19 protein-coding genes and 1 other RNA gene are annotated in these 25,907 nt (G+C 36.9%); 9 read left to right on the top strand and 11 right to left on the bottom strand.

Translation table 11 applies throughout. The annotated features are described in order from the left end of the window. On the bottom strand, nt 1–2,261 hold a 2,261-nt coding region (locus tag L1S34_RS13945; protein ID WP_236364594.1), incomplete at its 3' end, for an MBG domain-containing protein. 567 nt (nt 2,262–2,828) lie between these two features. Between L1S34_RS13945 and L1S34_RS13940 the strand changes: the two genes are divergently transcribed. The 3 genes from L1S34_RS13940 (at nt 2,829) to L1S34_RS13930 (ending at nt 6,364) form a co-directional block, all read left to right on the top strand. Then, the gene (locus tag L1S34_RS13940) at nt 2,829–3,314 is read left to right on the top strand and encodes a SixA phosphatase family protein (protein ID WP_236364593.1); all 486 of its coding nucleotides are present in this window, start codon (nt 2,829–2,831) and stop codon (nt 3,312–3,314) included. Beyond that, complete coding sequence (gene ppk1, locus L1S34_RS13935) at nt 3,311–5,404, top strand: polyphosphate kinase 1 (RefSeq protein ID WP_236364590.1); 2,094 nt, start codon at nt 3,311–3,313, stop codon at nt 5,402–5,404. Before L1S34_RS13940 ends, ppk1 begins: the two co-directional genes overlap by 4 nt. Nucleotides 5,405–5,473: 69 nt before the next feature. Further along, a complete protein-coding gene (locus L1S34_RS13930; protein WP_166137883.1) occupies nt 5,474–6,364 on the top strand; it encodes a Ppx/GppA phosphatase family protein in 891 nt (296 codons plus the stop codon). A gap of 1 nt (nt 6,365) precedes the next feature. Here the strand turns inward: L1S34_RS13930 and L1S34_RS13925 are convergent, their stop codons facing one another. Both L1S34_RS13925 and dnaX read right to left on the bottom strand, forming a co-directional pair. Continuing rightward, complete coding sequence (locus tag L1S34_RS13925) at nt 6,366–6,893, bottom strand: DNA polymerase III subunit gamma/tau (protein WP_225872942.1); 528 nt, start codon at nt 6,891–6,893, stop codon at nt 6,366–6,368. Nucleotides 6,894–7,021: 128 nt separating this feature from the next. After that, the gene (dnaX, locus tag L1S34_RS13920) at nt 7,022–8,107 is read right to left on the bottom strand and encodes a DNA polymerase III subunit gamma/tau (protein WP_236364588.1); all 1,086 of its coding nucleotides are present in this window, start codon (nt 8,105–8,107) and stop codon (nt 7,022–7,024) included. Nucleotides 8,108–8,503: 396 nt separating this feature from the next. Here dnaX and rnpB point away from each other — a divergent pair. Then, an RNA gene (gene rnpB, locus L1S34_RS13915) (RNase P RNA component class A) lies at nt 8,504–8,829 on the top strand. A 10-nt stretch (nt 8,830–8,839) separates the two neighbouring features. On the opposite strand, the gene L1S34_RS13910 is transcribed toward rnpB, so the two are convergent. From L1S34_RS13910 to L1S34_RS13900, 3 genes are all read right to left on the bottom strand, one after another. Beyond that, nucleotides 8,840–10,624, bottom strand: a complete 1,785-nt coding sequence (locus L1S34_RS13910; protein ID WP_166137878.1) for a chloride channel protein — start codon at nt 10,622–10,624, stop codon at nt 8,840–8,842. 95 nt (nt 10,625–10,719) lie between these two features. Further along, the gene (gene ggt, locus L1S34_RS13905) at nt 10,720–12,420 is read right to left on the bottom strand and encodes a gamma-glutamyltransferase (RefSeq protein WP_236364586.1); all 1,701 of its coding nucleotides are present in this window, start codon (nt 12,418–12,420) and stop codon (nt 10,720–10,722) included. A 33-nt stretch (nt 12,421–12,453) separates the two neighbouring features. Beyond that, the gene (locus L1S34_RS13900; protein ID WP_236364584.1) at nt 12,454–13,044 is read right to left on the bottom strand and encodes an acyl carrier protein phosphodiesterase; all 591 of its coding nucleotides are present in this window, start codon (nt 13,042–13,044) and stop codon (nt 12,454–12,456) included. 117 nt (nt 13,045–13,161) lie between these two features. Here L1S34_RS13900 and glmM point away from each other — a divergent pair, with 117 nt between their 5' ends. Both glmM and L1S34_RS13890 read left to right on the top strand, forming a co-directional pair. After that, nucleotides 13,162–14,550, top strand: a complete 1,389-nt coding sequence (glmM, locus tag L1S34_RS13895) for a phosphoglucosamine mutase (protein ID WP_236364583.1) — start codon at nt 13,162–13,164, stop codon at nt 14,548–14,550. Between the two features lie 151 nt (nt 14,551–14,701). Further along, on the top strand, nt 14,702–15,475 hold the full coding sequence (locus L1S34_RS13890) for a membrane metalloprotease (protein ID WP_236364581.1): 774 nt from the start codon (nt 14,702–14,704) through the stop codon (nt 15,473–15,475). A gap of 16 nt (nt 15,476–15,491) precedes the next feature. On the opposite strand, the gene L1S34_RS13885 is transcribed toward L1S34_RS13890, so the two are convergent. After that, the gene (locus L1S34_RS13885; RefSeq protein WP_236364579.1) at nt 15,492–16,394 is read right to left on the bottom strand and encodes a hypothetical protein; all 903 of its coding nucleotides are present in this window, start codon (nt 16,392–16,394) and stop codon (nt 15,492–15,494) included. A gap of 11 nt (nt 16,395–16,405) precedes the next feature. Next, nucleotides 16,406–16,819, bottom strand: coding sequence for a DM13 domain-containing protein (locus L1S34_RS13880; RefSeq protein ID WP_236364577.1), 414 nt, complete (start codon nt 16,817–16,819; stop codon nt 16,406–16,408). A gap of 242 nt (nt 16,820–17,061) precedes the next feature. On the opposite strand from L1S34_RS13880, the gene L1S34_RS13875 reads away from it, so the two are divergent. Further along, complete coding sequence (locus L1S34_RS13875; RefSeq protein ID WP_236364575.1) at nt 17,062–18,546, top strand: aminotransferase class V-fold PLP-dependent enzyme; 1,485 nt, start codon at nt 17,062–17,064, stop codon at nt 18,544–18,546. A gap of 63 nt (nt 18,547–18,609) precedes the next feature. Here L1S34_RS13875 and L1S34_RS13870 read toward each other — a convergent pair whose 3' ends face one another. Then, on the bottom strand, nt 18,610–19,479 hold the full coding sequence (locus L1S34_RS13870) for a lysophospholipid acyltransferase family protein (RefSeq protein WP_236364573.1): 870 nt from the start codon (nt 19,477–19,479) through the stop codon (nt 18,610–18,612). A gap of 110 nt (nt 19,480–19,589) precedes the next feature. On the opposite strand from L1S34_RS13870, the gene L1S34_RS13865 reads away from it, so the two are divergent. Beyond that, the gene (locus L1S34_RS13865; protein ID WP_236364571.1) at nt 19,590–20,228 is read left to right on the top strand and encodes a rhomboid family intramembrane serine protease; all 639 of its coding nucleotides are present in this window, start codon (nt 19,590–19,592) and stop codon (nt 20,226–20,228) included. Nucleotides 20,229–20,277: 49 nt separating this feature from the next. Continuing rightward, nucleotides 20,278–20,967, top strand: coding sequence for an SIMPL domain-containing protein (locus tag L1S34_RS13860; RefSeq protein ID WP_236364569.1), 690 nt, complete (start codon nt 20,278–20,280; stop codon nt 20,965–20,967). A 407-nt stretch (nt 20,968–21,374) separates the two neighbouring features. Here L1S34_RS13860 and L1S34_RS13855 read toward each other — a convergent pair whose 3' ends face one another. Continuing rightward, entirely contained in the window at nt 21,375–24,419 is a 3,045-nt protein-coding gene (locus L1S34_RS13855) for a DNA polymerase III subunit alpha (protein WP_236364567.1), read from the bottom strand. A 296-nt stretch (nt 24,420–24,715) separates the two neighbouring features. Then, the gene (dinB, locus tag L1S34_RS13850; RefSeq protein WP_236364565.1) at nt 24,716–25,897 is read right to left on the bottom strand and encodes a DNA polymerase IV; all 1,182 of its coding nucleotides are present in this window, start codon (nt 25,895–25,897) and stop codon (nt 24,716–24,718) included. Nucleotides 25,898–25,907 lie beyond the last annotated feature (10 nt).

Here is a 25,907-nt window from a genome sequence, read left to right as displayed (position 1 = left end):
ACTACAGTTGCAGTCTTAGGGGTAACAGTAAGATTTGCATCTGTTTTAGTAACAGTATAATTAGGATTGCTTCCTAAAGTCACCACGATTGGATAAGTTCCAACATTTGAAGTAGTCGTTGCAGTGGTAGCTAGGGTATAGTTAATAGTATCTCCATTAATAGCACCAGTAACAGTTGCAGTCAAAGCTGGATTAACGTCACCGTATACTTTCGTTTTATTCGCAGCTACTACAGTTGCAGTCTTAGGTGTAACAGTAAGTGTTGCTTCATTTGATGTTATTAAGTTACAATTTCCTGTTCCAGTCAATATTACTCTATATAGGTATGAATTCATATTTACAGTAGGATTAGTTACTGTAAGTGTTGAAGTTGTTGCATTACCATATATAGTATTGTTTGTTATATTATTGAAACCAGATCCAGTATTCACTTGCCATTGGAAAGCAGTGGCATTAGAACTTGAAACGGTAAACGAAGTACTATTTCCGTAGACAATAGATTTTGAAGTCGGTTGTGAAGTAATAATTGTTTTAGGGTGAACAATTACAGTTATCGGAGATTTTGGACCAAAACACGAATTACGTTGTTCGGCAACATAATAGGTAAACTGCCCTGCAGTACTCGTACTTGGAGTTACACTTGTTTGTGCAGTGCCTGTTAACGAATTAAAATAAAATAATGTCCCTCCAGCTGAACTTGCATTAGCGCTTAGCGGCTGGGCTATTGAATCTTGGCAGTATTCGTAATTTGTTGCAATTGGTTGTCCTGGTAAAGGAGTAATTGTTAAAGTAACTGCAGTTCTAGTCAAACTAAAGCAACTTCCGTTTGACGCTTCCGCGTAATAAGTTTTAGTTCCTACACCAACTTGGGTTGGAGCATTAACTACATTTCCAGCAGTTGATGCATCGTACCAAGTTATGGTTCCACCTGTTGCGGTTGCCGTTAAGGTTTGAGTTGTAGTGCCATCACTACATACAGTTTGATTTCCTCCAGAAACTGGAGCACTAGGAGTTACCGGCTGGTTATTAATTGTTACAGAAGTAGTACTTGATATGCAACCACTAGATGATTTCGCTGTTACAGAATAAGTCCCTGCTGCGACATTTGTAAAAATCCCACTTGTGTTTTGATAATTTGTTCCGTCAATACTATATGTCAGTCCATTTCCTATTGGTGAAGAAACAGTTATTGTTCCTGTTGCTACAGAACAAGTAGGCTGAGAGGTTACGGATACACTTGGTTTTTCGGGAGTGTATGTAATTGTTATGGTAGCTTCATTCGATACTAATGGTGTACTATCACTGATTGTATATTTAATAGGAGTTGGGTCTCCTTTAAAAGTTGCTAATGGAGTAAAAGTTACCACACCAGTATTACTTACAGACCAATTACCTTGATTGGTTACAGATAAAGTGGTCTGTCTACCCACAGCAGTTGGGTTCAAATCAACTGAATTCGTATTTAAATTTCTGTTTGCATCTACATCATTAGCTGTGACATCAATGCTTACCGCTCCGCTAGTATTACATAATTTACTATCGTTATTTGCAATTGGAGCTGTTGGGATTGAAAACGTAACTTCCCCAAAACTTATTGAACTTTGTCTATTACTTGTTTGAGTGCTATTTCCTAATCTGAAAGGCAAAGAATTAACATTACCATAATTGATCGCAGCAATATATCTCGTATTACTAATACTTATTGGATCTACAGAATTGGATGGTCCTTGGATTCTAGTAAATTGATTAATTAAATTTGGAAGAATAGTTAGAAAACTATTTAATTCTAAAATTATCAATTCGTTTGATGGTCTTACTACATCAAAAAATTCACTTCCATCCAAATCTAGTGCTTCAAAGGTGAAGGAACTTAAATCGATTTTTAGTTCTTGAGCTGTACCATAAGTACCTGCTTTGTAAAAATCAAAATTAAATTCAACAAAACCATTTGCTCTTCTTGTTGATATTACAGGCTGAAAGCGATCTCTCAAACTTCCGCTACCATTATTAGGGTTATCGATGTCGACTATTGTGGCGTCGCTAATGCGAACAATCGACAAAATTGCATCAACATTTGTACCGTTCACAGTAGTTACATTTGTATATCGGTATTTAGCACCTACTGTTTTGTCAATTCCAGAGTACAATGTAGGGTCAGTAAATCTCGGTGTTTGGCTGTAACTAGCAAGGGAGATGAAAAAAAATGCAATGAATAAAAATCCCTGAATTAATTTTAAATTTCTGTGAGTAATGTTGCTCATATTTTTATTTTATTTTGAGGAAAAACAGCCTTATTTTATTTTTGGTTCTTGTTTGTTTAATGTTTTGTGTCTTGTGTATTCGAAAAAAGCAAAGCTATGGTTTTAAATCGCCTTCATTTTAGTACAATTTAAGTTGATAAATTCTGCCTTTCTTGCACCTATTTTTACTTATCTTTCATTAAATTAGTCCTTTAAGTGAAAATAATTTTAATTATTAACTAATTATTTAAATCTTATTAATTTCGTATCTGCGTATGCAGCCACTAACACTCGGCTAAATTATATGTTAAAACTCTATTAACATTATTTTTTCTTTTAAAAACTCAAATAACCGTTGAATTACATTTTCTACGTACTTCTACTTGTTTTTTTGATTCGAGGTAACTTCTTTCATTTAGAACTACTATTTTCAGTATAGTAAGCAAGCAATTAGTATTCCATATTTTAGTGCTGGGAGCTATTTGTTTCAGTTTGTTTTCTTTTTCCAAAGTTATATTTGTTTGTAATAGTGTTTTATTTCTTGTAACTTTCAATGTTTATTAATGAGGGTTTTTAACATGAGAATTTATGAAAGAACTTATTTTGATTCGACATGCGAAATCTAGTTGGGAAGTTCCAATGCAAGATTTTGATAGGGGCTTAACCTGTCAAGGAATTAAAGACGCCCACCTAATTGCGCTTCATGCAAAGGATTTTTTGCCAAAATCATATTCAATTTGGTGTAGTTCGGCAAAGAGAGCAACTAGTACGGCATTAATTTTTGCTCAAAATGTTGGCTTTCCTCTTGATAGTATCATTTACAAACACGACCTTTATACTTTTGAAGCCAAGCAGCTGGAAAAATTCATAAGGAGTTGTCCAAATACTATTGATAATTTAATCGTTTTCGGACACAATAATGCCTTAACTGATTTTGTAAATAAATTTGGATCTGTACCTGTAGCTACTGTATCAACTGCAGGTTTTGTATCCATACAATTTGATAGCGAAGATTGGAATTTCATTAAAAAAGGTACAACAAAAAAGGTATTATTTCCCAAAGATTTAAAATGAATAAAGCAGTTGCATACAAATATATTGATCGTGAAAAAAGTTGGTTGGCATTTAACGCTCGCGTGTTGCAGGAGGCGGGAGATTCATCGGTTCCTTTGCTTGATCGACTTCGGTTTTTAGGTATATTTTCTAATAATTTAGACGAATTTTTTAGAGTTCGTTTTGCCGCAATCAGGCGTTTAAGTTTAACTGGAATTACTGGTGAAAAGTATCTTGGTGGTATCTCGGCGCAACAATTAGTTAAGGATATTACCGAAATTGTAATTCAACAGCAGTCCGAAAGTTTACGAATTCTGAATATCATCGAAAGTGAATTGGAAACCAAAAACATTTTTATCATCACTGAGGCAGATATTAATGCTGAGCAAGAACTATTTTTGAAAGATTTTTTTATTCAAAAAGTCAGTCCTGAGTTGGTTACAATTATCCTTAACGATTTGGCTGAGTTTCCTGTTTTAAAAGATACTTCGGGTTACTTGGCTGTAAAATTAGTGATGAATCATACTGCCGAGGTGCGTTACGCAGTCATCGAAATTCCAACTGCGATAAATCGTTTTGTGGTATTGCCTACAGTCAATGAAAAACAATATATTATTTTGCTTGATGATGTGATACGTCATAATCTTAGCAACATTTTTAATATTTTCGACTACGAAAGTGTTTCTGCACACATGATTAAAATTACTAGAGATGCGCAATTAGATATCGATAGTGATTTAAGTAAAAGTATGATTGAAAAAATCACGCTTAGTGTCAAAGACCGACGTATTGGTGAGCCGGTTCGTTTTATATACGATCAGTTGATTGAGCCTGACACATTGAATTTCTTTTTGGATAAAATGAAAATCGTTTCTACCGATAGTATCATTCCCGGAGGAAGGTATCATAATAGGAGAGATTATATGAATTTCCCAAATTTAGGCAGACAAGATTTACTCTATCAAACTAATGATCCGTTGCCAATTCCTGGTTTGAGTTTAGAAGGAAGTATGCTTGAAAAAATTAGCGAACGCGACTATTTGCTTCATGCTCCTTACCAGTCATTTTCATACTTGACTAAGTTTTTGCGCGAAGCGGCATTAGACCCAAAAGTGATTTCAATTAAAATTACATTATACCGTTTAGCTAAGAATTCGCAAATCATCAGTTCATTGATTAATGCTGCTAAAAACGGTAAGAAAGTTACTGTTCAAATAGAATTACAAGCCCGCTTTGACGAAGCTTCAAATATTTCGTATGCAGAGCAAATGCAGCTCGAAGGTATTGAACTTATTTTTGGTATCAAAGGACTGAAAGTACACAGTAAAATATGTGTTATTGAACGAGTAGAAAATCTCAAAATCAAACGTTACGGATTTATCTCGACAGGTAACTTTAATGAGTCAACTGCCAAGATTTATACTGATGTAACTCTTTTTACAAGTCACCAACAAATTCTCAAAGACATCATGCGTATTTTTGAGTTTTTCGACATCAATTATCGCGTACATCGCTACAAGCATTTGATCGTTTCTCCGCATTATACCAGAACACGATTTATTAAATTAATTGATCGTGAAATCACACACGCATTAGCGGGAAGAAAAACACATATTAAGTTAAAAATGAATAGTTTATCTGATTTAGAAATGATCGATAAATTGTACGAAGCTAGTAGAGCAGGTGTGAAAATTCAGCTTGAAATTAGAGGTATTTGTTCCTTGATTCCGGGCATTGCAGGCATGAGTGAAAATATCGAAGCTATTAGTATTGTTGATAATTATTTAGAGCATTCTAGAGTGTATATTTTTGGCAATGCAGGGCAAACAGAAGTGTATATTTCTTCGGCTGATTTTATGACTCGAAATTTAGATGGTCGTGTAGAAGTTACATGTCCTATTTACGATCAAAACATTAAAAATGAATTGATTGCTAATTTTGATATCGCTTGGAAAGGAAATGTAAAAGCCCGTTTTCATTCTTATAAATTAGATAACAAATACCGAGCGCGCAATCATAATCCTATTTTTAGAGCACAATTAGAAACGTACAAATATTACCAAAAAAAATTAGATGAACTTGCTCATAACGAAGAATTGGCACAAAATTAGCGAGTCTTTTTTGTGTTCGATTTTTATGAAAAAAACAGTGTAATTGCAAAGAAATAACAGCAGTAAAAAATGATTAAAATTAAAAAGTATGCAGCAATTGATATTGGCTCGAATGCCATGCGATTGCTGATTGCAAACATTGTAGAGCAAGACGGTAAAGAGCCACAATTTAATAAAAGTTCCCTTGTACGTGTGCCCATTCGTTTGGGTCAGGATGCCTTTACAGTGGGTGAAATTTCTCCTGAAAATATTGACCGCATGTGCGATGCTATGAAGGCATTCAACTTGCTTATGAAAGTGCATAAAGTAGAGCGTTATATGGCTTTTGCAACCTCGGCCATGCGCGAAGCTTACAATGCCAAAGAAGTAGTTGCAATCATTAAGAAAAAGGCTGATATTAAGATTGAAATTATTGATGGAAAAAAGGAAGCAGCTATTATTGCCTCGACAGATTTACATCACTTACTCAAAACAGATCAAACCTATTTGTTTGTTGATGTAGGCGGTGGAAGTACCGAATTTACGCTGTTTTCGAATGGTAAAATGATTAATTCGAGATCGTTCAAAGCAGGAACGGTGCGCTTGTTAAATAATATGGTTTGCGATGTGGTTTGGGACGAAATTGAAAAATGGATCAAAACCAACACGCAAGATTACGAAGAGGTAACTTTAATTGGTTCTGGAGGAAACATCAATAAGTTGTTTAAAATGTCTGGAAAGCCACAAGAAAAGCCTCTCTCATACATTTATATCAACTCTCAATATGCGTTTTTGAACTCCTTGTCGTATGAGCAAAGAGTTGCAGAATTAGGCTTAAATCCGGATCGTGCTGATGTAATTATTCCGGCTACTCGAATTTATTTGAATGCCATGAAATGGAGTGGCGCCCGACAGATTTATGTGCCAAAAATTGGACTATCTGACGGAATTGTAAAAGCCATGTACTTTGGTAAAATATAAATTAAGCATCTAAATCCAATCCGAATGTTGTGCGTAAAAGCTCAATGTTTGGATTGATTTCTAAAAAGCGGTTGTAGCGATCTTGATCTGTAAAACTGCGTTTATGTTCTATTGTTTCATTTACTATCACCTCAATAGTAATGTCGTGATTGTGTAAGTGACCACGTAAATAGCCCAACAATCCAATCAATTCTCTTTCAAAATCTAACTTTGAACCCTCATTAGGAAGTTCAATAGTAATAGCTGTTCCGTTTAATTTTGGGTCGTTAATCAATAGTAGCGATTCCATAATTTTAAAACCTTTTTCTCCTAAGCGTTGTGCATATTTGTTCCAATATACAAGCATTTCAGTCTCGGTAAAAGGTTCTGTTGGTAAGTGCAATACTTCTTTTACAATGCCTTTGGTGCTTTCCTCTAGTGCTTTTTTAGCTCTAATGCTGGCGAGTGAAAATGCAGATACTTTTCCTTCTGTTGGTCTAGATGCTGCGGGTGCTACAATAGGATTTGGTTTTGCTTCAACGGGCGCCAATGGTTTAGGTTGTTCAGCTGTAGTTGTCGTAGTTACGTTTACTACTTCGGCTGTTGTAGCAGCAGCGGTTGTGTTAGAACTATTATCAACAATTGAATAATCAGATTTACGGAAATGTATGGGCGGGATTATAAATTGCTCAACTTTTTTTTTTCTCCATCAAAAGTGATAGAGGCCAATTGCATCAAACAAAGTTCGACTAAGAGTCGCTGGTTTTGACTGACTTTGTATTTCAAATCACAATCGTTTGCAATTTCAATTCCTTGTAGTAGAAAATCTTGACTGCATTTTTGTGATTGCGTTGCATACATTTGCTGTGCTGCTTCACCAACTTCTAAAAGAGTTAAAGTAGCAGGATTTTTTGATACCAATAAATCTCTAAAATGTGTAGCCAAGCCCGACACAAAATGATGTGCATCAAAACCTTTGGCTAAAATTTCATTAAAGGCGATTAATAGGTCTGGAATTTTATTTTCCAGAATTAAATCGGTGACATTGATGTAGGTTTCGCAATCTAAAACATTTAAGTTTTCAGTTACTGCTTGTCGTGTTAAGTTTTTACCACAAAACGACACCACACGATCAAATATAGACAGCGCATCACGCATGGCTCCATCAGCCTTTTGGGCAATGATATGCAGTGCGTCATCTTCAAAAACGACACCTTGACTAGTTGCGACTTCGGCTAAGTGCTCTTTAGCGTCTTTTACAGTGATGCGTTTGAAGTCGAAAATTTGACAACGAGAAAGTATCGTTGGAATGATTTTGTGTTTTTCGGTCGTGGCCAAAATAAAAATGGCGTGCTTAGGCGGTTCTTCTAACGTTTTCAAGAAAGCATTAAAAGCTGCCGATGATAGCATGTGCACCTCATCAATAATATATACTTTGTACTGACCTGTTTGTGGTGGAATTCTAACTTGGTCAATTAAATTACGAATGTCATCAACAGAGTTGTTTGAGGCGGCATCAAGTTCAAAAACATTGAAAGCAAAATCTTCATTTGGGTCATCATAACCGGGTTGATTGATTTTGCGAGCTAGGATTCTGGCACAGGTAGTTTTTCCCACTCCACGTGGTCCCGTAAACAATAGTGCGGAAGCCAAGTGATTGCTTTCTATGGCGTTCAATAAAGTATTGGTAATGGCTTTTTGCCCTACAACATCTTTAAATGTTTGCGGGCGGTATTTACGTGCCGATACTACAAATTGCTCCATGAAAATCTTAATTTTGGACAGCAAATATAGACTTTAATTTGCTGCTTTAAAAATTTAAGGATTGAAAGATTTTAGAATTTTAAGCGTGTAACCTAACGATGGATAGACTTAGCCCAGATAGTAGTGAAAATCCTTATGCGCCAATCCCGACACCTCGGGATGGCCCATAAGATTGTAGCGGATAGCTGGAAAAAGCTCCTAAAAAAGAGTATTTTAAAGACATGAAAAATTAGTTTGAACGTCTTTTTTGAATCTACTTGTTCCAAGTTTCGTATGCTTCTTTGTTCAAATTGACAACATGTACAGCTTTAAATGATTTGATATCAGTTGCTTGCTTAGTTAGGGGATAAAGTAGCTTTGTGCTGAATGAAAATCGATTTAATAGTGTAAATTTGCCTCGCAGACCGCCTTATCGTCGTCCCGATTTATCGGGAGGGAGGAAAGTCCGGACACCACAGAGAAGCATAGCGGGTAACACCCGTCGGTTGCGTTTTTACGAACGCGATTAGGACAAGTGCAACAGAAAGTATGTACAGGTAATGCTGTAGTGAAACCAGGTAAACTCTATGCGGTGAAATATCAAGTATATCAGCATTTAAGGGCTTCTCGTTCGTTGCTGAAGGGTAGATAGCTTGAGTTCAAAAGTAATTTTGGATCTAGATAAATGATAAGGGTTTCGAGTAATCGAGATACAGAATCCGGCTTATAGGTCTGCTTTTTTTCTACATTCAATTATTCTATTGTCATCGATTTTAGCTTGCTTCTGTAAGCCTCTAAAGCAACTGATTTAGAGATGAATCCGTAATATTTATCGTTTTTTAACACGGGTAAAAAGGCTTTGTTAGCGCTTTCGAACTTATTCATAACCACTCCCATAGAATCTTCGGGCGAAATTACCGCAGTTGGGGCTGTCATGACTTCGTGTACCAAAGTGTATTTTACGCGGTAATTGTTAAAAATAATTTCACGAATGTCATTGAAATGTACAATTCCAACTAGGTTTTGTTCCGTGTCTACCACTGCAAATATCACTTGGTTGGAGTGTGAAATTAGGTCGACTAAGCGCTCTAAATTTTCGTTAGCAGTTACAGTCAAAAAATCAGTTTGTATGATGGCGCTTGTTTCAAGAGTCGAGAGTACGTTCGTGTCTTTGTTGCTGGTAAAGGCGTGTCCTTTTTTGATTAAATTTTTCACATCCATTGAGTGTTTTTCAAAACGTTTGGAGATGGCAAAACTGATTGATGCTACAATCATAAGCGGAATCATCAAGTTGTAACCACCCGTAATTTCAGCAATAAGGAATATGGCTGTGAGTGGCGCATGAAACAAACCACTTAAAATTCCAGCCATTCCTACCAAGGTGAAATTGCTCACAGGTAGTTTTGTCAACCCGATAAGGTTAATCAGTTTTGAAAAGAAAAAACCAACATACGATCCTAAAAATAGTGAGGGCGCAAAATTACCCCCGTTTCCGCCGCTGCCAAGAGTGATTCCTGAAGCAAATACTTTGATCATCATAGTTGCACCCACAAAAAGTAGTAAAACCCAATTGTTGTCTCTAAAACCTTCAAACAAGGTGTTTTCTAACAATTTACCGGGATCGCTCTCGGATAAAGTTTTAATACTTTCGTAGCCTTCGCCAAAAAGTGTCGGAAAAATAAAAATTAATATGGCTAAAATAGAGGCGCCAAAAAGCGCTTTTTTGTAAGGAGTTAGTTTTAATCGAGAAAAGAAATGTTCGACGCGTTGAAAATTACGAGAATAATAAACTGATACAAAACCAGTAAACATGCCAAGTAAAACGTAGTAAATGATGTTGTGGTAATCAAAATCTTCTTGGCGCTTGAACGAGAGCAGAATTTCTTCATTTAAGGCAATAACCGATACCAAAGCGCCTGTTGCAGCTGCAATCATAATTGGTGTGAAGGCAGCAATGCTTACATCGACCAATAATACTTCGATAGCAAATAAAACACCAGCAATTGGAGCGTTAAACGCAGCTGCAATTCCGGCAGCAACTCCGCAACCAATCAGCAAAGTACGGTCTTTGTAACTGAGTTTGTATTTTTGAGCATAATTCGACCCGAATGCTGCTCCGGTAATTACAATCGGACTTTCTAAACCAGCTGATCCTCCCAAGCCTACGGTTAACGAACTAGTAACAATTTGGGCATACATTTGTTTTTTGGGAATGATGCTCGCTTTTTTAGCAACAGCATATAATATTTGAGAAGTTCCTTTTTGAATGGAACCACCTAAAACTTTTTTGACAACCAAAACGGTGAGTAAAATTCCAATAATGGGTAGAATACTATTTAAAAATCCGAGTTTCAAAATACCACTGACATAGGTAGCAAATGAAAAAACGCCATGAGCAAATGTTTTCAAAACAATTACAGCAAATGCAGCCGAAATACCCACCAAAACTGCCGACATAAAAATGAACTGTTTCGGACTAAGTAATGATTGAGCAATGGCAATAATGGCCTCTAGTTTTGATAGAATTTTTTTGAACATATTGTAATTTATAGGAAGGCTACAAAGCTACTATTATTTTACGCTTCGGCATATTTTTAGCTGTTTTTTGCTCAGGAATTAGCAATCTACTTTAATTAGTATCCAACTGCTTTGTTGTCACCTCTTTTGTCGGCACCTCCTTCTAATTTACCGTTGGGTAAAACTAAAATTGCATCAACTGCTCCTATGATTTCTTTGTCTTTTTCGTTGGTTTTGTAACCCTTTGCTTGTAATTCTTTCAAAGTTTCTTTTGGGAAGGTGTTGGGTTCAAAAGTTATTAAATCCGGCAACCATTGATGGTGAAATCGAGGTGCATTTACTGCTTCTTGCATGCTTAAATTAAATTCGTAAACGTTTAAAATAGTTTGCAAAACTGAGGTTATAATGGTAGACCCACCTGGAGTTCCCACTACCATATAAAGTTTTTTATCTTTTTCGATAATGGTTGGCGTCATTGAACTTAGCATTCTTTTTTCAGGTGCAATACTGTTGGCTTTGCTACCTGTTAAACCATACAAATTGGGTACGCCCGGCTTAGAGCTAAAGTCGTCCATTTGATTGTTGAGGAAAAAGCCCAAATCATCACAATAAATTTTGGAGCCATAGTTGTCGTTTAACGTAGTTGTAGCTGCGACTGCATTCCCAAAGGGATCAACAATAGAGTAGTGGGTAGTTTGATCGCTTTCATAGCCTACGATTTCTCCTTGAGCAACATCGGCTGATTTGGTCGCTTTGTCGAAAGTGAAGCTTTTCATGCGGTTTTTTAAATAAGAATCATCCAATAATTGCGTTGTCGGGATGGATACAAAATCGGGATCGCCCAAATAAAAATTTCGATCGGCATACGCACGGCGTTCCGCTTCGGTAATGAGTTGAATGCTTTTTGTACTGTTATGCCCCATTTGCGCCAGCGGATAAGGCTCAATCATTTTCATGATTTGGTTCAAGCAAATTCCTCCACTACTTGGAGGCGACATCGATGTGATTTTTAAATTTTTGTAATTAAACGTAATAGGAGTACGCCATTTTGCTTGGTATTTTTGCAGGTCGGATGTGCTCATGATTCCGTTTTTTTTAGCGAGAAAAGCAACTAGTTTTTGTCCTGTTTCACCTGTGTAAAACTCGTCTCGTCCGTTTTGTGCAATTCTTTTTAAAGTAGCTGCTAAGGCTTTGTATTTGATGGTATCTTTTGCCTGATATATTTTCGAAAAAAGACTTTCTGGACCATTTACTTTTTGAAAAACAGCTCTAAATGCAGCCAAACTTTTAGCTTGGGTAGGTGTTACAACAACTCCTTTTTCGGCCAATGCGATTACAGGTTCTAAAATATCTTTTAACGGTAAAGAACCAAATTTTTTATGCACTTCAAAAATACCGGCAATAGTCCCAGGAACTCCTACGGCATAGGCAGTAGCGGTGCTTTTACCAGGAATTACATTTCCGTTTGCGTCTTGAAACATGGTGCTGGAAGCCGACAAAGGTGCTTTTTCTCGGTAATCAATTGCGCCCGTTTCACCATTGGCTTTTCGGTACACCATAAATCCGCCACCACCTATATTTCCGGCTTGCGGGTGGGCAACTGCCAATGCTAATTCGGTGGCAACCATAGCATCGAACGCGTTACCTCCTTTTTTCATGATAGCCATACCAATTGCTGAAGCTTCTTCACGAGCAGAAACAACCATGGCGTGAGCAGTTACTAATCCTGTTGGTTTTGTATCTTGCTTTTGCGCATAAAAAACACTGCTGCAAAGGAGTGCTAAAAAAAGGATAGAAATTCGAGTGGTTAGGGTCATTTTTTGGTTTGTTTTAGTTTTAAAGCTAGTTTTTTATGCTTCTAATTTGTTTATTTTTTGGTGTACAAATGCACGTAGATCTTCAAAAAAAAGCTCAAATTCTTTTTCAAATTCGGAATAGTGGAGCGTTAGTTCTTCGGTGGCAAAACGCATTTGCGATTGATTCTTCGTGCGTCGATCCATTTGCGTTAAAATATGTTTGATTCCATCAACGGTTTGATAGCTCAGCAACCAATTTTCCTTTTCCATGATGGGTAAAATGTTCTTGGTTTTATCAGATAGTAAATCGTAGTTTCTGTGTAGCGATTGATAAAATTGATGTACAAAATCGGCTAGCGGTTCAGAAGAATAGACTTGCCAGTTTTTGGCTAAGAAATGATCGTACAAAACATCGACAATTACACCTGCGTAGTGATGGTAGTTTTCGTGTAGTTTTTTCGTACTTTGTCTAAAAACAGGATGCGCATCGGTAAAGGAATCAATTGCTCGATGCAAAAGTATGCCGTTTTGAATGGCTTTGGGATAGGTTTCAAATTTCTTACCTCGAATACCATCAGCCATAAAATTGCCTATTTTTAGTAGTTCGTTGTTGCCAGAAAGATATATGTGTGCTAAAAAATTCATTCGCACAATTTAAGGATTTATCTGCTGATTTTAAAATCAATTTTACGTTTGTAATTCTTCAATTCCTATATTTGTAGTCTTTTTTAATTTGAAATCAGAATTTAATACTCATACTAAATGACTTTAATAAAATCAATATCAGGAATTCGTGGCACAATAGGCGGTAAAGTAGGTGATAATTTAACTCCGGTTGATGCGGTGAAATTTGCATCGGCTTACGGAACATGGTTGAAAAATTATGCTGGAAAAGAAAAATTAACTGTGGTTGTAGGGCGTGATGCACGTATTTCAGGACCGATGATTCACAATTTGGTAGTAAATACGCTTATTGGTTTAGGTATTGATGTGATTGATTTAGGACTTTCGACTACGCCAACAGTTGAAGTTGCTGTTCCTTTAGAAAAAGCAGATGGTGGAATTATTTTAACCGCATCGCACAATCCAAAACAATGGAATGCCTTGAAGTTATTGAACGAAAAAGGGGAGTTTTTAAATGGTATTGAAGGCGAAAAAATATTAACGATTGCTGATGCCGAAGCTTTCGATTTCTCGGATGTGGATCAGCTTGGAGAAGTGATCAGCAATGATGCTTACATGGATATCCATATTGATGAAGTTTTGAATTTACCGCTAGTTGATGTTGAAGCTGTTAAAGCGGCTAATTTTAAGGTTGTTGTTGACGGAGTAAATTCGTCAGGCGGAATCATTATCCCTAAATTATTAGAGTTAATGGGTGTTGAAGTTGTGGAATTGTACTGTGAACCAAACGGACACTTTCCGCACAATCCAGAACCGTTGAAAGAACATTTAACGGATATTTCCGAATTGGTTGTTAAAGAAAAAGCACATTTAGGAATTGTTGTAGATCCAGATGTAGATCGTTTAGCATTTATTTGCGAAGACGGCGAAATGTTTGGCGAGGAGTATACTTTGGTGGCTTGCGCTGATTATGTTTTGAGTAAAACTCCTGGAAATACGGTTTCTAATATGTCTTCGTCTCGCGCTTTGCGTGATGTGACAAAATCACACAACGGAAACTATGAAGCTAGTGCTGTAGGCGAAGTGAATGTAGTCGAGTTGATGAAAAAGAACAATGCAATTATTGGTGGCGAAGGAAACGGTGGAATCATCTATCCAGAGCTTCATTACGGACGTGATAGCTTGGTAGGTGTAGCCTTGTTTTTGACTCATTTGGCGAACAAAAAAATGACAGTTTCGGCATTGCGTGCTTCGTATCCAGAATATTACATGAGCAAAAACAAAATTGAATTGACACCGCAAATTGATGTGGATGCTATTCTTGTTGCGATGATTGAAAAGTACAAAAATGAAGATATTACCACCATTGACGGAGTAAAAATTGACTTTGCTGATAATTGGGTGCACTTACGTAAATCGAATACGGAACCAATTATTCGTATTTACACCGAAGCAGCTTCTCAAGAAAAGGCAGATGTTTTGGCCTTGCGTATTATTGACGAAATAAAAGTTATTGCCGGAATTTAATTCTGAATAATTTCAAAAACAAAACCCTTTCAAAGCAATTTTTGAAAGGGTTTTTTGTTTTAAAACAAGATCCAAAACAATTTCTATTTCGTATTTATTAATAGAGTACTTTGCTTTGTACTATCATCCAAAAAATAAAAATTTTTACAACGTGAAAAAACTTAATATTCTTAGCCTTGCTGCCTTACTATTTTTCTTTTCGTGTGCCAAAGATGATTCTGAATCAAATATATCTAACGGAGTTAATACGACAGCTAATAAACAAATAACCGGAAGTTCAGCCAATGATTTACTATCAGATAGAAAGTTTAAAAGTCTTGTTGTCGAGGTTGTTTATGTAAATGGTTTTGAGCCAAGTGCAGCAGCAATAAATAATTTTGTAGCATTTATTAGTGCACGTACCTTCAAGCCTGCTGGTATAAATGTGATCAAACGTGCCATTGTATCGCCTGGCAATACAACCTATACAACTCAGCAAATAGTGGCGCTTGAAGAGGCAAACAGGACAAAATACAATTCAGGAACGGAACTTGCAGTTTGGGCTTTCTTTGCCGATGGGAAATCATCACAAGATACCGCTGAAGGTGTAGTGTTAGGAACAGCTTATAGAAATACATCTTTTGTGATTTTTGAAAAAACGATTCAAGGACTCAGCGATAGCCCTTTTGAACCTAATCGCACTGTATTAGAAACTACAATTATTACCCATGAATTTGGTCATATTCTGGGTCTGACCAATTTTGGAACGGCTTTGCAGAGCAATCATGAAGACACTGCACATCCAAGGCATTGTATTGAAAAAACGTGTTTAATGTATTGGTCTGCCGAGGTAGGTAGTGGTATTAATAACATGGTTTCGACAACTGCTGCGCCACAATTAGATTCACAATGTATTGCTGATTTGCGAGCCAATGGTGGTAGGTAAAGTTTTTGATTGTTTTTTAAAAAGCAATTTTATAGATAATTCCCGCTGTAAATTGACGTGTTAACCCATCAGGTCTTGCTTCTCTGACTACAAATGGAGCGGCAAGAGATAACTCTAAACTACTAGTTTTTGTAAGCGCATATGCGGTAATTAAATTGCCATTTATGGTTAAACCATCGGAGTTGGCAATCGCCTCTCTTTGACCAAAAATGTTTTCAAATGTGTCCTCTCCTAAATGGTATAAAAACAAAACATTGGGCTTGAATGTGAATTTTTTATTGGTAGTTTGCTGCGTGTAAGTCGCTCGTAACAATACATCGGATTTGCGCTCGAATAAATTAGTACTTGCAAAATCAGTTGAACCACTAAATTCAGCAAAGTATGAATTTTTGTTATTGTTAAAAACTGGAATTTGCAAGGCGGTATTAAAATCCCATTTTTTATAAATTAAACTCATCCCTAATAAGGCATCAAAGGTTCCTAAACTGGATTGATAGTCTAACGGAATCGAGAATTCATTAATCTTTAAATTGGAGCTTGTAAATGGAATTTTAAATCCAATTAGCGTGCTCCATTTGGTCTTTTTCTCTGATTTCCAATTGTAATTTGCTAGTGCATAAGCATCTCCAAAAGCACCACGCTGACCGAAACTACCACTTGCAATCGAGTATGTAATTTTTGAGCTTAAAGTCCAACTTTTATTGAGAGTTCGGCTGTAGGTTACGTAAGGTGAAATATAAGTTACATCAGCTTCGCCAGCACCCAAGATAGTTCCAAACTCAATGTTGTTGTGTGTTATGTTGTTATCACTTTGAAACATAGAGCTGATAGAGCAAATACCAGCGTCACTGCATCCTTGTCCGAAGGAGTTCGTCTTAAAAAAGAATATTATGGTTAAAATCAATATTATTTTTTTCATAAAACTAAATATTAATTAGAGAGAGCTGCTACGGCAAAAAGGTGATTGTATTGTTGACAGTGAATGAGTACGTATTTATAATCATTTGTATTGACTTGTACCGGAATGAAATAGGCAGTAGCCGAGGTAAGATTTCCCAAATTGACAAAGTCTGAAGGAGTATTGCCCCTAGAGAGGTATACCTTTAGATCGGGACCTGAGGAAACACTAAAATTTTCTAGACGAACCTCATTTTGAATACCGTTAAAAACAATTTTTGCTAATCCCGTTACCCTTATTCCTGGTGATGGGGTAAATGTACCTTGCGCAAGCGTTGGTGAACTCGCAGGAGGTGCAACATTAACGGCATCTCGCGTTAATTCGCCTTCAACTTCGCAAGAAAGTAAGAGGATAAATAACGACAATAAATAGAATGGTTTTTTCATAGCTTATGATTTTAAAATAGATCCTCAAATCTAAAACCTTTATTCAGATACTTTTGTCGGCTACTTTACATTTCGAATTATTTTTATAAATCGATCATCTTTAGGAATTAACTTCATTATATTTCAAATTTTAAAATCTGTTTTTTGAATCATTTTTATCCGAACGAAATCGATTTTTTTAACGCAATTGAAAAAGTCTATTTCACAAAATTGAATATCTTTGAGCTCAAATTACAAATCAGATGACAACGACAACAATACCTACTACTTTAGAACTTTATTTTAAGCAATTTCGTGAGCAGATTATTGGGATTGATCAAACATTTGATTCTCCTTACGGGAAAAAACAAATCATTTATACTGATTGGACAGCGAGCGGACGCTTGTACCGACCAATCGAAGAAAAATTAATGAATGAATTTGGTCCTTTTGTGGCCAACACACATACTGAAACTACGGTTTCTGGAACAGCGATGACCAAAGCTTATCATCATGCGCGACACCTAATCAAGCAGCACGTGAACGCTAATGCAGATGATGTTTTAATTACAGATGGAACCGGAATGACGGGCGTGGTCAATAAATTTCAACGTATTTTGGGTTTAAAAGTTCCAGAAAATCTCAAAAATTTCATCACAATTCCTGCCGAAAAAAAGCCAATTGTTTTTATTTCGCACATGGAGCACCATTCTAACCAAACTTCTTGGCTTGAAACCATTGCAGATGTTGAGGTAATTCCGGCTACCGAAGACGGTTTGTTTAGCATAGAAAACTTGATGCTTTTACTTGAAAAATACAAAGAAAGATCGTTTAAAATAGCATCAATAACGTCATGTTCTAATGTTACCGGTATCAAAACGCCGTATCATGAAGTGGCAAAAATAATGCACCAACACAACGGACTTTGTTTTGTAGATTTTGCATGCTCAGGTCCGTATGTAAAAATCGATATGCATCCGGAAGATGCGGAGAGTTATTTGGATGCCATTTTCTTTTCGCCACACAAATTTTTAGGAGGCCCAGGAACATCAGGAATCCTAGTTTTTAATAAAAAATTATATCAGAATGTAGTACCTGATAATCCGGGTGGTGGCACAGTGAGTTGGACAAATCCTTGGGGAGAGCACAAGTATATTGACAATATTGAGGAGCGCGAAGATGGCGGAACTCCGGGTTTTTTACAAGTTATTAAAACCGCTTTGTCTATTCAATTGAAGGATCAAATGGGGATTGAAAATATTTTGAATAGAGAACACGAACTGGTTGATTATATTTTTTCAGAGTTAAAATGGGTGCCTAATATTAAAATTTTGGCTAGCCAACACCAAGAACGTTTGGGAGTGATTTCGTTTTTTATTGAAGACTTACATTTTAATTTAGGTGTAAAGTTACTCAACGATAAATTCGGAATTCAAACTCGTGGCGGATGCAGTTGTGCAGGTACTTACGGGCATTTTTTACTGCATGTAGACCAAGAAACTTCTAATAAATTGATTGATGAAATTTCATTGGGCGATTTAATCAGAAAACCAGGATGGATTCGCATGTCTATTCATCCAACAACAACCAATGCCGAAATTGAATTTGTTTGCAATGGTATTAAAGCACTAGCAGAAAATCATGCTACTTGGGCTTTAGATTACGAGTACAATCCAAACACTAATGAGTTCGTTCACAAACAAGCCCAGCCACTAGAGGATGCTCTTGTAACAACTTGGTTTTCTTAATTAATAACGCAATTGGAAGTTATAAAAAACTAAAGTAAAAACTGAAAACTGAGACTGTTAGAGTTACCTTCTGTGTTTCCAACGTTTGTGAGTCCAGAAATAATATTCAGGAGCTTCAGCAATTTGTTTTTCGACTTCTTTGATGTAGGCTTGTGTGATTTCAAAATCAGGAACCGATTTGGCATTTTCGCTCAAAGGCACAATCGTTAGTTCGTAATACCCTCGTTTTATTTTTTTTACCTTGGCAAAAACGACATTCATATCGTATTTTTTTGCTAGCATTTCGGGTCCTGTATGCACGGGAACTTCGACACCCATAAAACTTTGCCAATGAAAAATTCGGTCTGCTTTAGGCGATTGATCGCTCGCTAAGCCGTAAATGCACTGTATGTTATTTCTCTGATTGTTTGCAATTAACGGAATCGTTTTGTTCGTAGGTACCAATTCGGTGTTGTATTTCGAACGAATATCGCGTACCAATTTATCAAAATGCTTGTTAGCCAATTTTTTATAAACCCCAATACCTTTGATAGATACTTTTTGGTTAAAAGAAAGTAGCCATTCCCAGCTTGCGTAATGTGAGGCAATGAGCATGATACTTTTTCCTTTTTTTTCTAAGTCAGTCATCATCTCAAGGTTCGTAACTACAAAACGTTTGTTCATTTCTGCTGAAGAGATGGTCATTGTTTTTACCATTTCTAAAAACATGTCGCACAAATGATGGTATGATTTTTTTTCAATTTGCAATCGTTCTTTTGCTGTAAGATGAGGTAAAGCTAAAGCCAAGTTAGCACGAACTACTTTTTTTCGGTATCCAATGACATGATATACAAGTAGGTAAACGCAATCAGAAAGAAAATAAAATATAGGAAAAGGCAATATTGAAACAATCCACAAAAAGGGATAAGCAATAATAAAGACAAGTAATTGCATGAATTTTTTTTTGCAAATATAACGGAAAAATGATTGCTGTTATAAAATTACGCCTCAGCACGCAACCCTATTTGATAATGATTATCTTTACCAATAAAAACAAATTAGTTATGAATAGCGCACTTATCGCCATTATTGTTATCAATGTATTATTTAGTTACAAAGGCTTTAACGATCTTTCTTTTTTTAGGAAATATGAGTTTCATATCGGAAGTATTAAAGCAGGCGAACAGATTAGAATGATAAGTTCTGGTTTTTTGCATGTTGATATGTTGCATTTGATTTTTAACATGATGACACTGTGGTTTTTTGCTCCGGTTGTGCTGGGTTATTTGGGTAATTTTTCTTTTGTTTTGATCTATTTAGGGAGTTTGATTTTTGGCAATTTACTCAGTTTGATGTTTCATAAAAACGATTACAGTTATAGAGCAGTAGGTGCTTCGGGTGCAGTTACAGGAGTATTATATTCAGCTATTTTGTTGCAGCCTGATATGATGTTAGGCCTCTTTTTTATTATTCCAATACCGGCTTATTTGTTCGGGATTTTGTACTTACTGTATTCTATTTATGGCATGCGAGCTAAAAATGATAACATTGGTCATACTGCACATTTTGGAGGAGCCATTGGTGGATATGCCATTACGCTTTTAAAAGAGCCTAGTTTGTTAGTCAATAATATCACCATGGTTGTTTTACTAGCCATTCCAATTGTGATTTTATTTATCATGGCCAAGCTCGGAAAATTATAGTGGCATAACTTTTGAAATAGACAACAACAAACAACTAAAATTGCATATCATGAAAAAAGCACTTACCATTTTATCCGTATTCTTTCTGTCATTTGCGCAAGCGCAGGAAACAAAACAAATCCCGCAAATTAGCGCTAACGGCGAAGGAAAAGTAAAAGTTACGCCTGATCAAGCCAGTATTTCGGTAACGGTTGAAACGAAGGGGAACAACGCAAAAGATGTAAAAAAACAAAATGACACGAAGATAGATGCGGTTTTAAAATTCATCAAAAAAATGAATGTGGCTCCAGCTGATTTTAAAACTGAGCGTGTAGCACTCAACCCGCAATACGATTACGAAAAAAAGAAACACAGCTACAATGCCACTCAAACTATCGTGATTTTGCTCCGTGATTTAGGTAAATACGATGAGTTGATGGAAGGTTTGGTAAACGAAGGAATTAACAGAATTGACGCAGTTACTTTTCAGTCTTCAAAATTAGCGCAATACCAATCAGAGGCGCGCAAATTAGCAATGAAAGATGCTAAGTTAAAAGCGGAAGATTATGTATCTGTATTGGGTCAAAAAGTAGGTAAAGCATTCACAATTGTTGATAATTCACAAACCTATTATCCGCAACCGATGTATGCTATGATGAGAAAATCCGAGGCTATGGATGTTAACGAGCCAAGAGAAACATTGGCCTTAGGTGAAATCACAATCACGGCTAATGTGATGGTTAGTTTTATTCTGGATTAAATAGATATTGTATACAAATTGAAAATCGGGATGGGCTACTATCCCGATTTTTTTGTTTGTACTAACTTTTTTTAGGGCCTAATGCGTGGGTGCAATTGGTTTTTGAAGATGATTTTTCGTCTGTTCGTTTCTCTATGGAAAAATGGATCGAGCCCTTCGATAAAAACTCAGGACAAAAGAAAAATTTTATTAAGAACGGTTCTCGATACGCGTCACTTCGAGTAGCGGAGCGTATCGAGAAGTCTTTTTCCGTTTTACTGTACAAAAAATACTCGGGTTGACGTTTTTAATAATTTCACCCCACGGGTTAAGTTTATTAAGTTTCGGACTTAATTTTCTTAACTTTCTCAATGGTTTTTATCTTGATTCGAGACAAATAAGGGAGTAAATCATATTGGTTGATTTTATTAACTGCTTTTAAATCTAGGCAAATTAATTTCATGCGCTCTCGGATAAGGCGCTCTATTGGTACTGCTTACATCTTCTTTGATGCGTTGTTGGGCTAAAAATTGATGGTCTTTAGCATCAGAATATCTTGGGTCAGGTACAAAGGGCATTTTTGCCATTTTGCTAATCGTTAGTGTAGGGAAGTGGTAATCAACTTCGACAGTTCCTAAGAGTAGGTAACAACCGCCTCCCTGAAACGGATACTGCTGTAAATTATCAGGAAAGTGGGTGGTGTCAAAATAAGTACCTTCATGATCTATCCATGTGCCAAAAAACATCGTGCCACGTACCGTAGGAACCTGTTTTCGAGAAATAAGATAGGCGAGCATGCGGACTTCTTTTTTATGATATTGAAGTAAATGTTGGGCCATAACATTGCCTCTGTAAGGACTTTGTAATAAATCGAAAGGTGTGCAAGAAACAGGAAAGCCTAATAATTCAATCTCGTCAAAAGCATCTTCAAAAAAAGAACGTTCTAGTTTAGGCAACTGAAATTCTTTGACAGCCTCTTGTAACAATAACATTTGATGGTCTTGTGGTGCCGAGTTAAATAACAAACTAGCTAGTATGAGTAGTTCGTTTTTGGTTTTGCCGGTGTCTCTAAAAGCGCCTATGAAGATTAATAATTTAAGACTTTCTAACCCAATTGAAACCCGATTACAAAAATCTTCTAATGAAAGATAGTCGCCATTTTTGTCTCGTTCGGTTACAATTTCTTCGGCTAGTTTTGTGGGCAAACCTTGCATGTGCATGAATCCTAAATACACCTCTTTGTCATACAATGTTGTGGTAAATTCACTTTTATTTACGCAGGGATTATGAATCGTAGCGCCAGCCATTCGTGCTTCGTGTACATAAACTTCAGTTCTATAAAAACCACCTTGATTGTTGATTACGGCTACCATAAACTCAATAGGATAATATACTTTTAGATACAAACTCTGATAACTTTCTACGGCATATGAAGCCGAGTGTGCCTTACAAAACGAATAGCCTGCAAACGATTCTATCTGACGGTAAATTTCTTGACTGAGTTTTTCGTCATGACCTTGTTTGGTGCAGCTCACAAAAAAATCATCTTTAATTTTTTGCAAAGCCGCCAAGGAACGCCCTTTGCCGCTCATCGCTCTACGCAAAATATCGCCATCGGCAGCGGGTAATCCACCAAAATGCAATGCAATTTTGATGACATCTTCTTGGTACACCATTATCCCGTAAGTTTCACTCAATTGTTCTTCAAAAACGCTGTGAAAATATTCAAATTGGTTAGGATGATTGTGCCTAAAAATATACTCTTTCATCATACCCGATTTTGCTACTCCAGGCCGAATAATTGATGAGGCAGCGACTAAGGTTTTATAATTGTTGCATTGCAAACGGCGCAATAAACCACGCATAGCTGGACTTTCGATATAAAAACAGCCAATGGTTTTGCCTCGTGCCAAATACGTATTGGCTGTAGCTTCATTTTTAGAAATGCTGGTGTCTCTAATATTAATTCGGATGCCTCTGTTTTTAGCCACTAGTTTTACCGTATCGTCAATATGACCAATGCCACGTTGACTCAAAATATCGAACTTTTCAAAGCCAATTGATTCGGCCACATACATATCAAATAGCACAATAGGAAACCCTTTTGGAGGCATTTCTAGAGGCGTATAATTAGTAATGGGTTCTTCAGAAATTAAGACTCCACATGAGTGCATGCTGCGTTGATTAGGATATTTTTCTAGCAGCATACCGTATTCTTGTACTTCTTTGACAATGCTATTGCTTTGTTGCAAACGCATAGGATTTTTAGCCAAATGATCGAGTTCTTCTTTGGGTAAACCGAAAACTTTTCCCACTTCTCTAAAAATAGAACGGTATTTAAACTCCACATTGGTTCCACAAAACGCAACATTTTCATATCCATACCGATTAAAAATATATTCTAAAATAACATCGCGTTCTTGCCAACTCCAATCGATGTCAAAATCAGGAGGACTTTTTCTGTTTTCGTTCAAAAAACGTTCAAAATATAGGTCGAGCTCAATGGGGCAAATGTCTGTGATTCCTAAACAATAGGCAATAATCGAGTTGGCACCGCTGCCGCGACCAATGTGCAAAAAACCACGGCTATTGCTGTAGCGAATAATGTCCCAAGTAATCAAAAAATAACCGCTAAACTGCAATTCGTCAATTACTTTTAATTCTTTTTGCACTCTAGCTAAGGCAACAGTATCGTTTTTTCCGTAGCGCCAATGCAGGCCTTGATGCGCTAATGTGGTTAGCAGTGCGATATCACTTTCTTGAGAATTGGTGTAGTATTTTTTGTTCTTTGGGGTTTCAAAATCAAATTGAAAATCGCAACTATCGATGAGCGCTTGCGTTGTGGCAATGATTTGCGGGTAATCCTTGTAAGCAGCAAGCAAGCGGTCTTGATTGACCATCATTTCGTAAGGCGTTGCTACATCTGTTTCTTGCAGTTTTGAGAGTAAGGTGTTGGTGTCAATGGCGCGCAAAATTTGATGCAAGCGGTATTCTTTTTTGGTTCTAAAAGTTACGGGTTGCAGGATTACTATTTTGTCCAGATTGCCTTTGTAACCAAATAACTTTCCTACTTCCTCGGGGCGAATGCCGATATATTCGTTCGTTTTTAAAGAGGTTGGCGCATTCGCAAAAGCGTAAATAATCACTACCGATTCCATTTCAGGAGCTATAGTAGGTAATGGAATATTCTTAAAATTATGATGCGTCAAAAACCGATTCATAGCCGCCAATCCGCAAGTGTTTTGGGCTAGGCCGATGTATTTGAATTCGTTATTGGTCCGAAAATCGATTCCTACCAAAGGTTTAATTTTTAATTGATTACAGGCCGTTATGAAATCATAAATTCCGGTCACGGTATTGATATCAGTAAGCGCCATAGCCGTAACGCCAGATTGAACCGCTTTATTGATGAGGTCCTCTAGCGGAATCGTTCCGTAACGCAAGGAATGGTACGAATGGCAGTTTAAGTACATGATTTAGATTTTAATTTTTTTATGAAATACAATATTCCTCATCTTGCAATGTATGTCCTTAGCTACCGCAGGCGAGTGTCAAATGTGTGAAGAATGCGAAAAAAGAAAAGCTGTTTGAGCGTAGCGAGTTTTTTTCTTTTAGCATTCGAAAACTAATTTGACCGCCGAGGGAGCGTAAGACTTGATTTTTTTGTTTCTTTTTTGATCAAGCAAAAAAGAAAAATATCAAACTACTATTTCTCAATAAAAAATATTCAGCAATAGATGATTTTACTTAATTCTAATACATACGCCAACTAAATTCTACGCTTCAAAATAACATCCTTGTTGTTGGGTTTTATAGCTGCACCAGCACAACGCATAACCGCATCAAATCCGTAGCGGCTTTTCATTTTATCCATGGCGGCATAAAGCGAGAGCATTTCTTGCGTATCTTCAAAAAGATCAATTTGGTAGGTGCCTCGAACGAGTCCGCTAAATCGAACCCCAACGAGACGTAAACGCATCCTTCGATGATACAAGCTGTCAAACAGACTGAGTACCTTTTGCGTAAGCGCATGATCGGCTGAGGTGTATTGAATTTTGCATTGTTTGGTTTCGGTATCAAAATTGGCATACCGAATTTTAACTACCACAGTTGAGGTCAGCCATTGTTCAGAGCGCAATTGAAAGGCTAGTTTTTCGACCATGCCACACAAAACAGATTTTAGTTGTGCCATATCGATGGTATCTTGTACAAAAGTGTGTTCAGTAGCTATGGATTTGCGTTCGGTATACGGTTCAACGGGATTGTGGTCAATGCCATTGGCTTTTTTCCAGATTTCGATTCCATTTTTACCAATCATGCGTTGCAAGACTTCGGCAGGCATTTCGGCAAGAGTTTGAATGGTTCGAATGCCAATGCGCGATAAGGTTTGAAACGTGACGTCGCCTACCATAGGGATTTTTTGTATCGATAATGGATTTAAAAAATGCCGAACCTGATCTTCGGGAATGTCTAAGTGGCCTTTGGGTTTGCCCTCGCCAGTACCAATTTTGGAAACTGTTTTATTGATAGAAAGCGCAAAACTGATAGGTAATCCCGTCTCTTTGACTACGCGTTGCGCCAACTCATTGGTCCATTGGTAGCAACCATAAAATCGATCCATGCCGGTAATGTCTAGGTAAAATTCGTCGATACTGGCTTTTTCCATAATAGGCGCTTTTTCCTGAATCACCTCGGTTACGGTATGTGAGAGTTGTGAGTAGCGCTCCATGTCGCCTTTGATTACTTTGGCTTGTGGGCAAAGTTTGAGCGCCATAGCAGTTGGCATTGCAGAGCGCACTCCAAAACGTCGAGCTTCGTAGGAGCAGGAGGCCACCACACCGCGATCGCCGCCACCAATAATAAGCGGAATCCCTTCTAGTTGCGAGTTGTTCAAGCGTTCACAGGAAACAAAAAAAGTATCTAAATCCATATGTACAATTGCACGTGCCATTTCCTTTTAT

This window comes from Flavobacterium sp. K77, from assembly GCF_021608205.1.
GTDB classification, from domain to species: Bacteria; Bacteroidota; Bacteroidia; order Flavobacteriales; family Flavobacteriaceae; genus Flavobacterium; species Flavobacterium turcicum.
Note: the sequence above shows the minus strand (reverse complement) of the source record. Positions and strands in the feature narration are given on the sequence as shown.

Coding starts and splice junctions, on each gene's coding strand:
- L1S34_RS13940 (WP_236364593.1), top strand. CDS start 2,829: ATGAAAGAACTTATTTTGATTCGACATGCGAAATCTAGTTGGGAAGTT.
- ppk1 (WP_236364590.1), top strand. CDS start 3,311: ATGAATAAAGCAGTTGCATACAAATATATTGATCGTGAAAAAAGTTGG.
- L1S34_RS13930 (WP_166137883.1), top strand. CDS start 5,474: ATGATTAAAATTAAAAAGTATGCAGCAATTGATATTGGCTCGAATGCC.
- dnaX (WP_236364588.1), bottom strand. CDS start 8,107: ATGGAGCAATTTGTAGTATCGGCACGTAAATACCGCCCGCAAACATTT.
- L1S34_RS13910 (WP_166137878.1), bottom strand. CDS start 10,624: ATGTTCAAAAAAATTCTATCAAAACTAGAGGCCATTATTGCCATTGCT.
- ggt (WP_236364586.1), bottom strand. CDS start 12,420: ATGACCCTAACCACTCGAATTTCTATCCTTTTTTTAGCACTCCTTTGC.
- L1S34_RS13900 (WP_236364584.1), bottom strand. CDS start 13,044: ATGAATTTTTTAGCACACATATATCTTTCTGGCAACAACGAACTACTA.
- glmM (WP_236364583.1), top strand. CDS start 13,162: ATGACTTTAATAAAATCAATATCAGGAATTCGTGGCACAATAGGCGGT.
- L1S34_RS13885 (WP_236364579.1), bottom strand. CDS start 16,394: ATGAAAAAAATAATATTGATTTTAACCATAATATTCTTTTTTAAGACG.
- L1S34_RS13880 (WP_236364577.1), bottom strand. CDS start 16,819: ATGAAAAAACCATTCTATTTATTGTCGTTATTTATCCTCTTACTTTCT.
- L1S34_RS13875 (WP_236364575.1), top strand. CDS start 17,062: ATGACAACGACAACAATACCTACTACTTTAGAACTTTATTTTAAGCAA.
- L1S34_RS13870 (WP_236364573.1), bottom strand. CDS start 19,479: ATGCAATTACTTGTCTTTATTATTGCTTATCCCTTTTTGTGGATTGTT.
- L1S34_RS13865 (WP_236364571.1), top strand. CDS start 19,590: ATGAATAGCGCACTTATCGCCATTATTGTTATCAATGTATTATTTAGT.
- L1S34_RS13860 (WP_236364569.1), top strand. CDS start 20,278: ATGAAAAAAGCACTTACCATTTTATCCGTATTCTTTCTGTCATTTGCG.
- L1S34_RS13855 (WP_236364567.1), bottom strand. CDS start 24,419: ATGTACTTAAACTGCCATTCGTACCATTCCTTGCGTTACGGAACGATT.
- dinB (WP_236364565.1), bottom strand. CDS start 25,897: ATGGCACGTGCAATTGTACATATGGATTTAGATACTTTTTTTGTTTCC.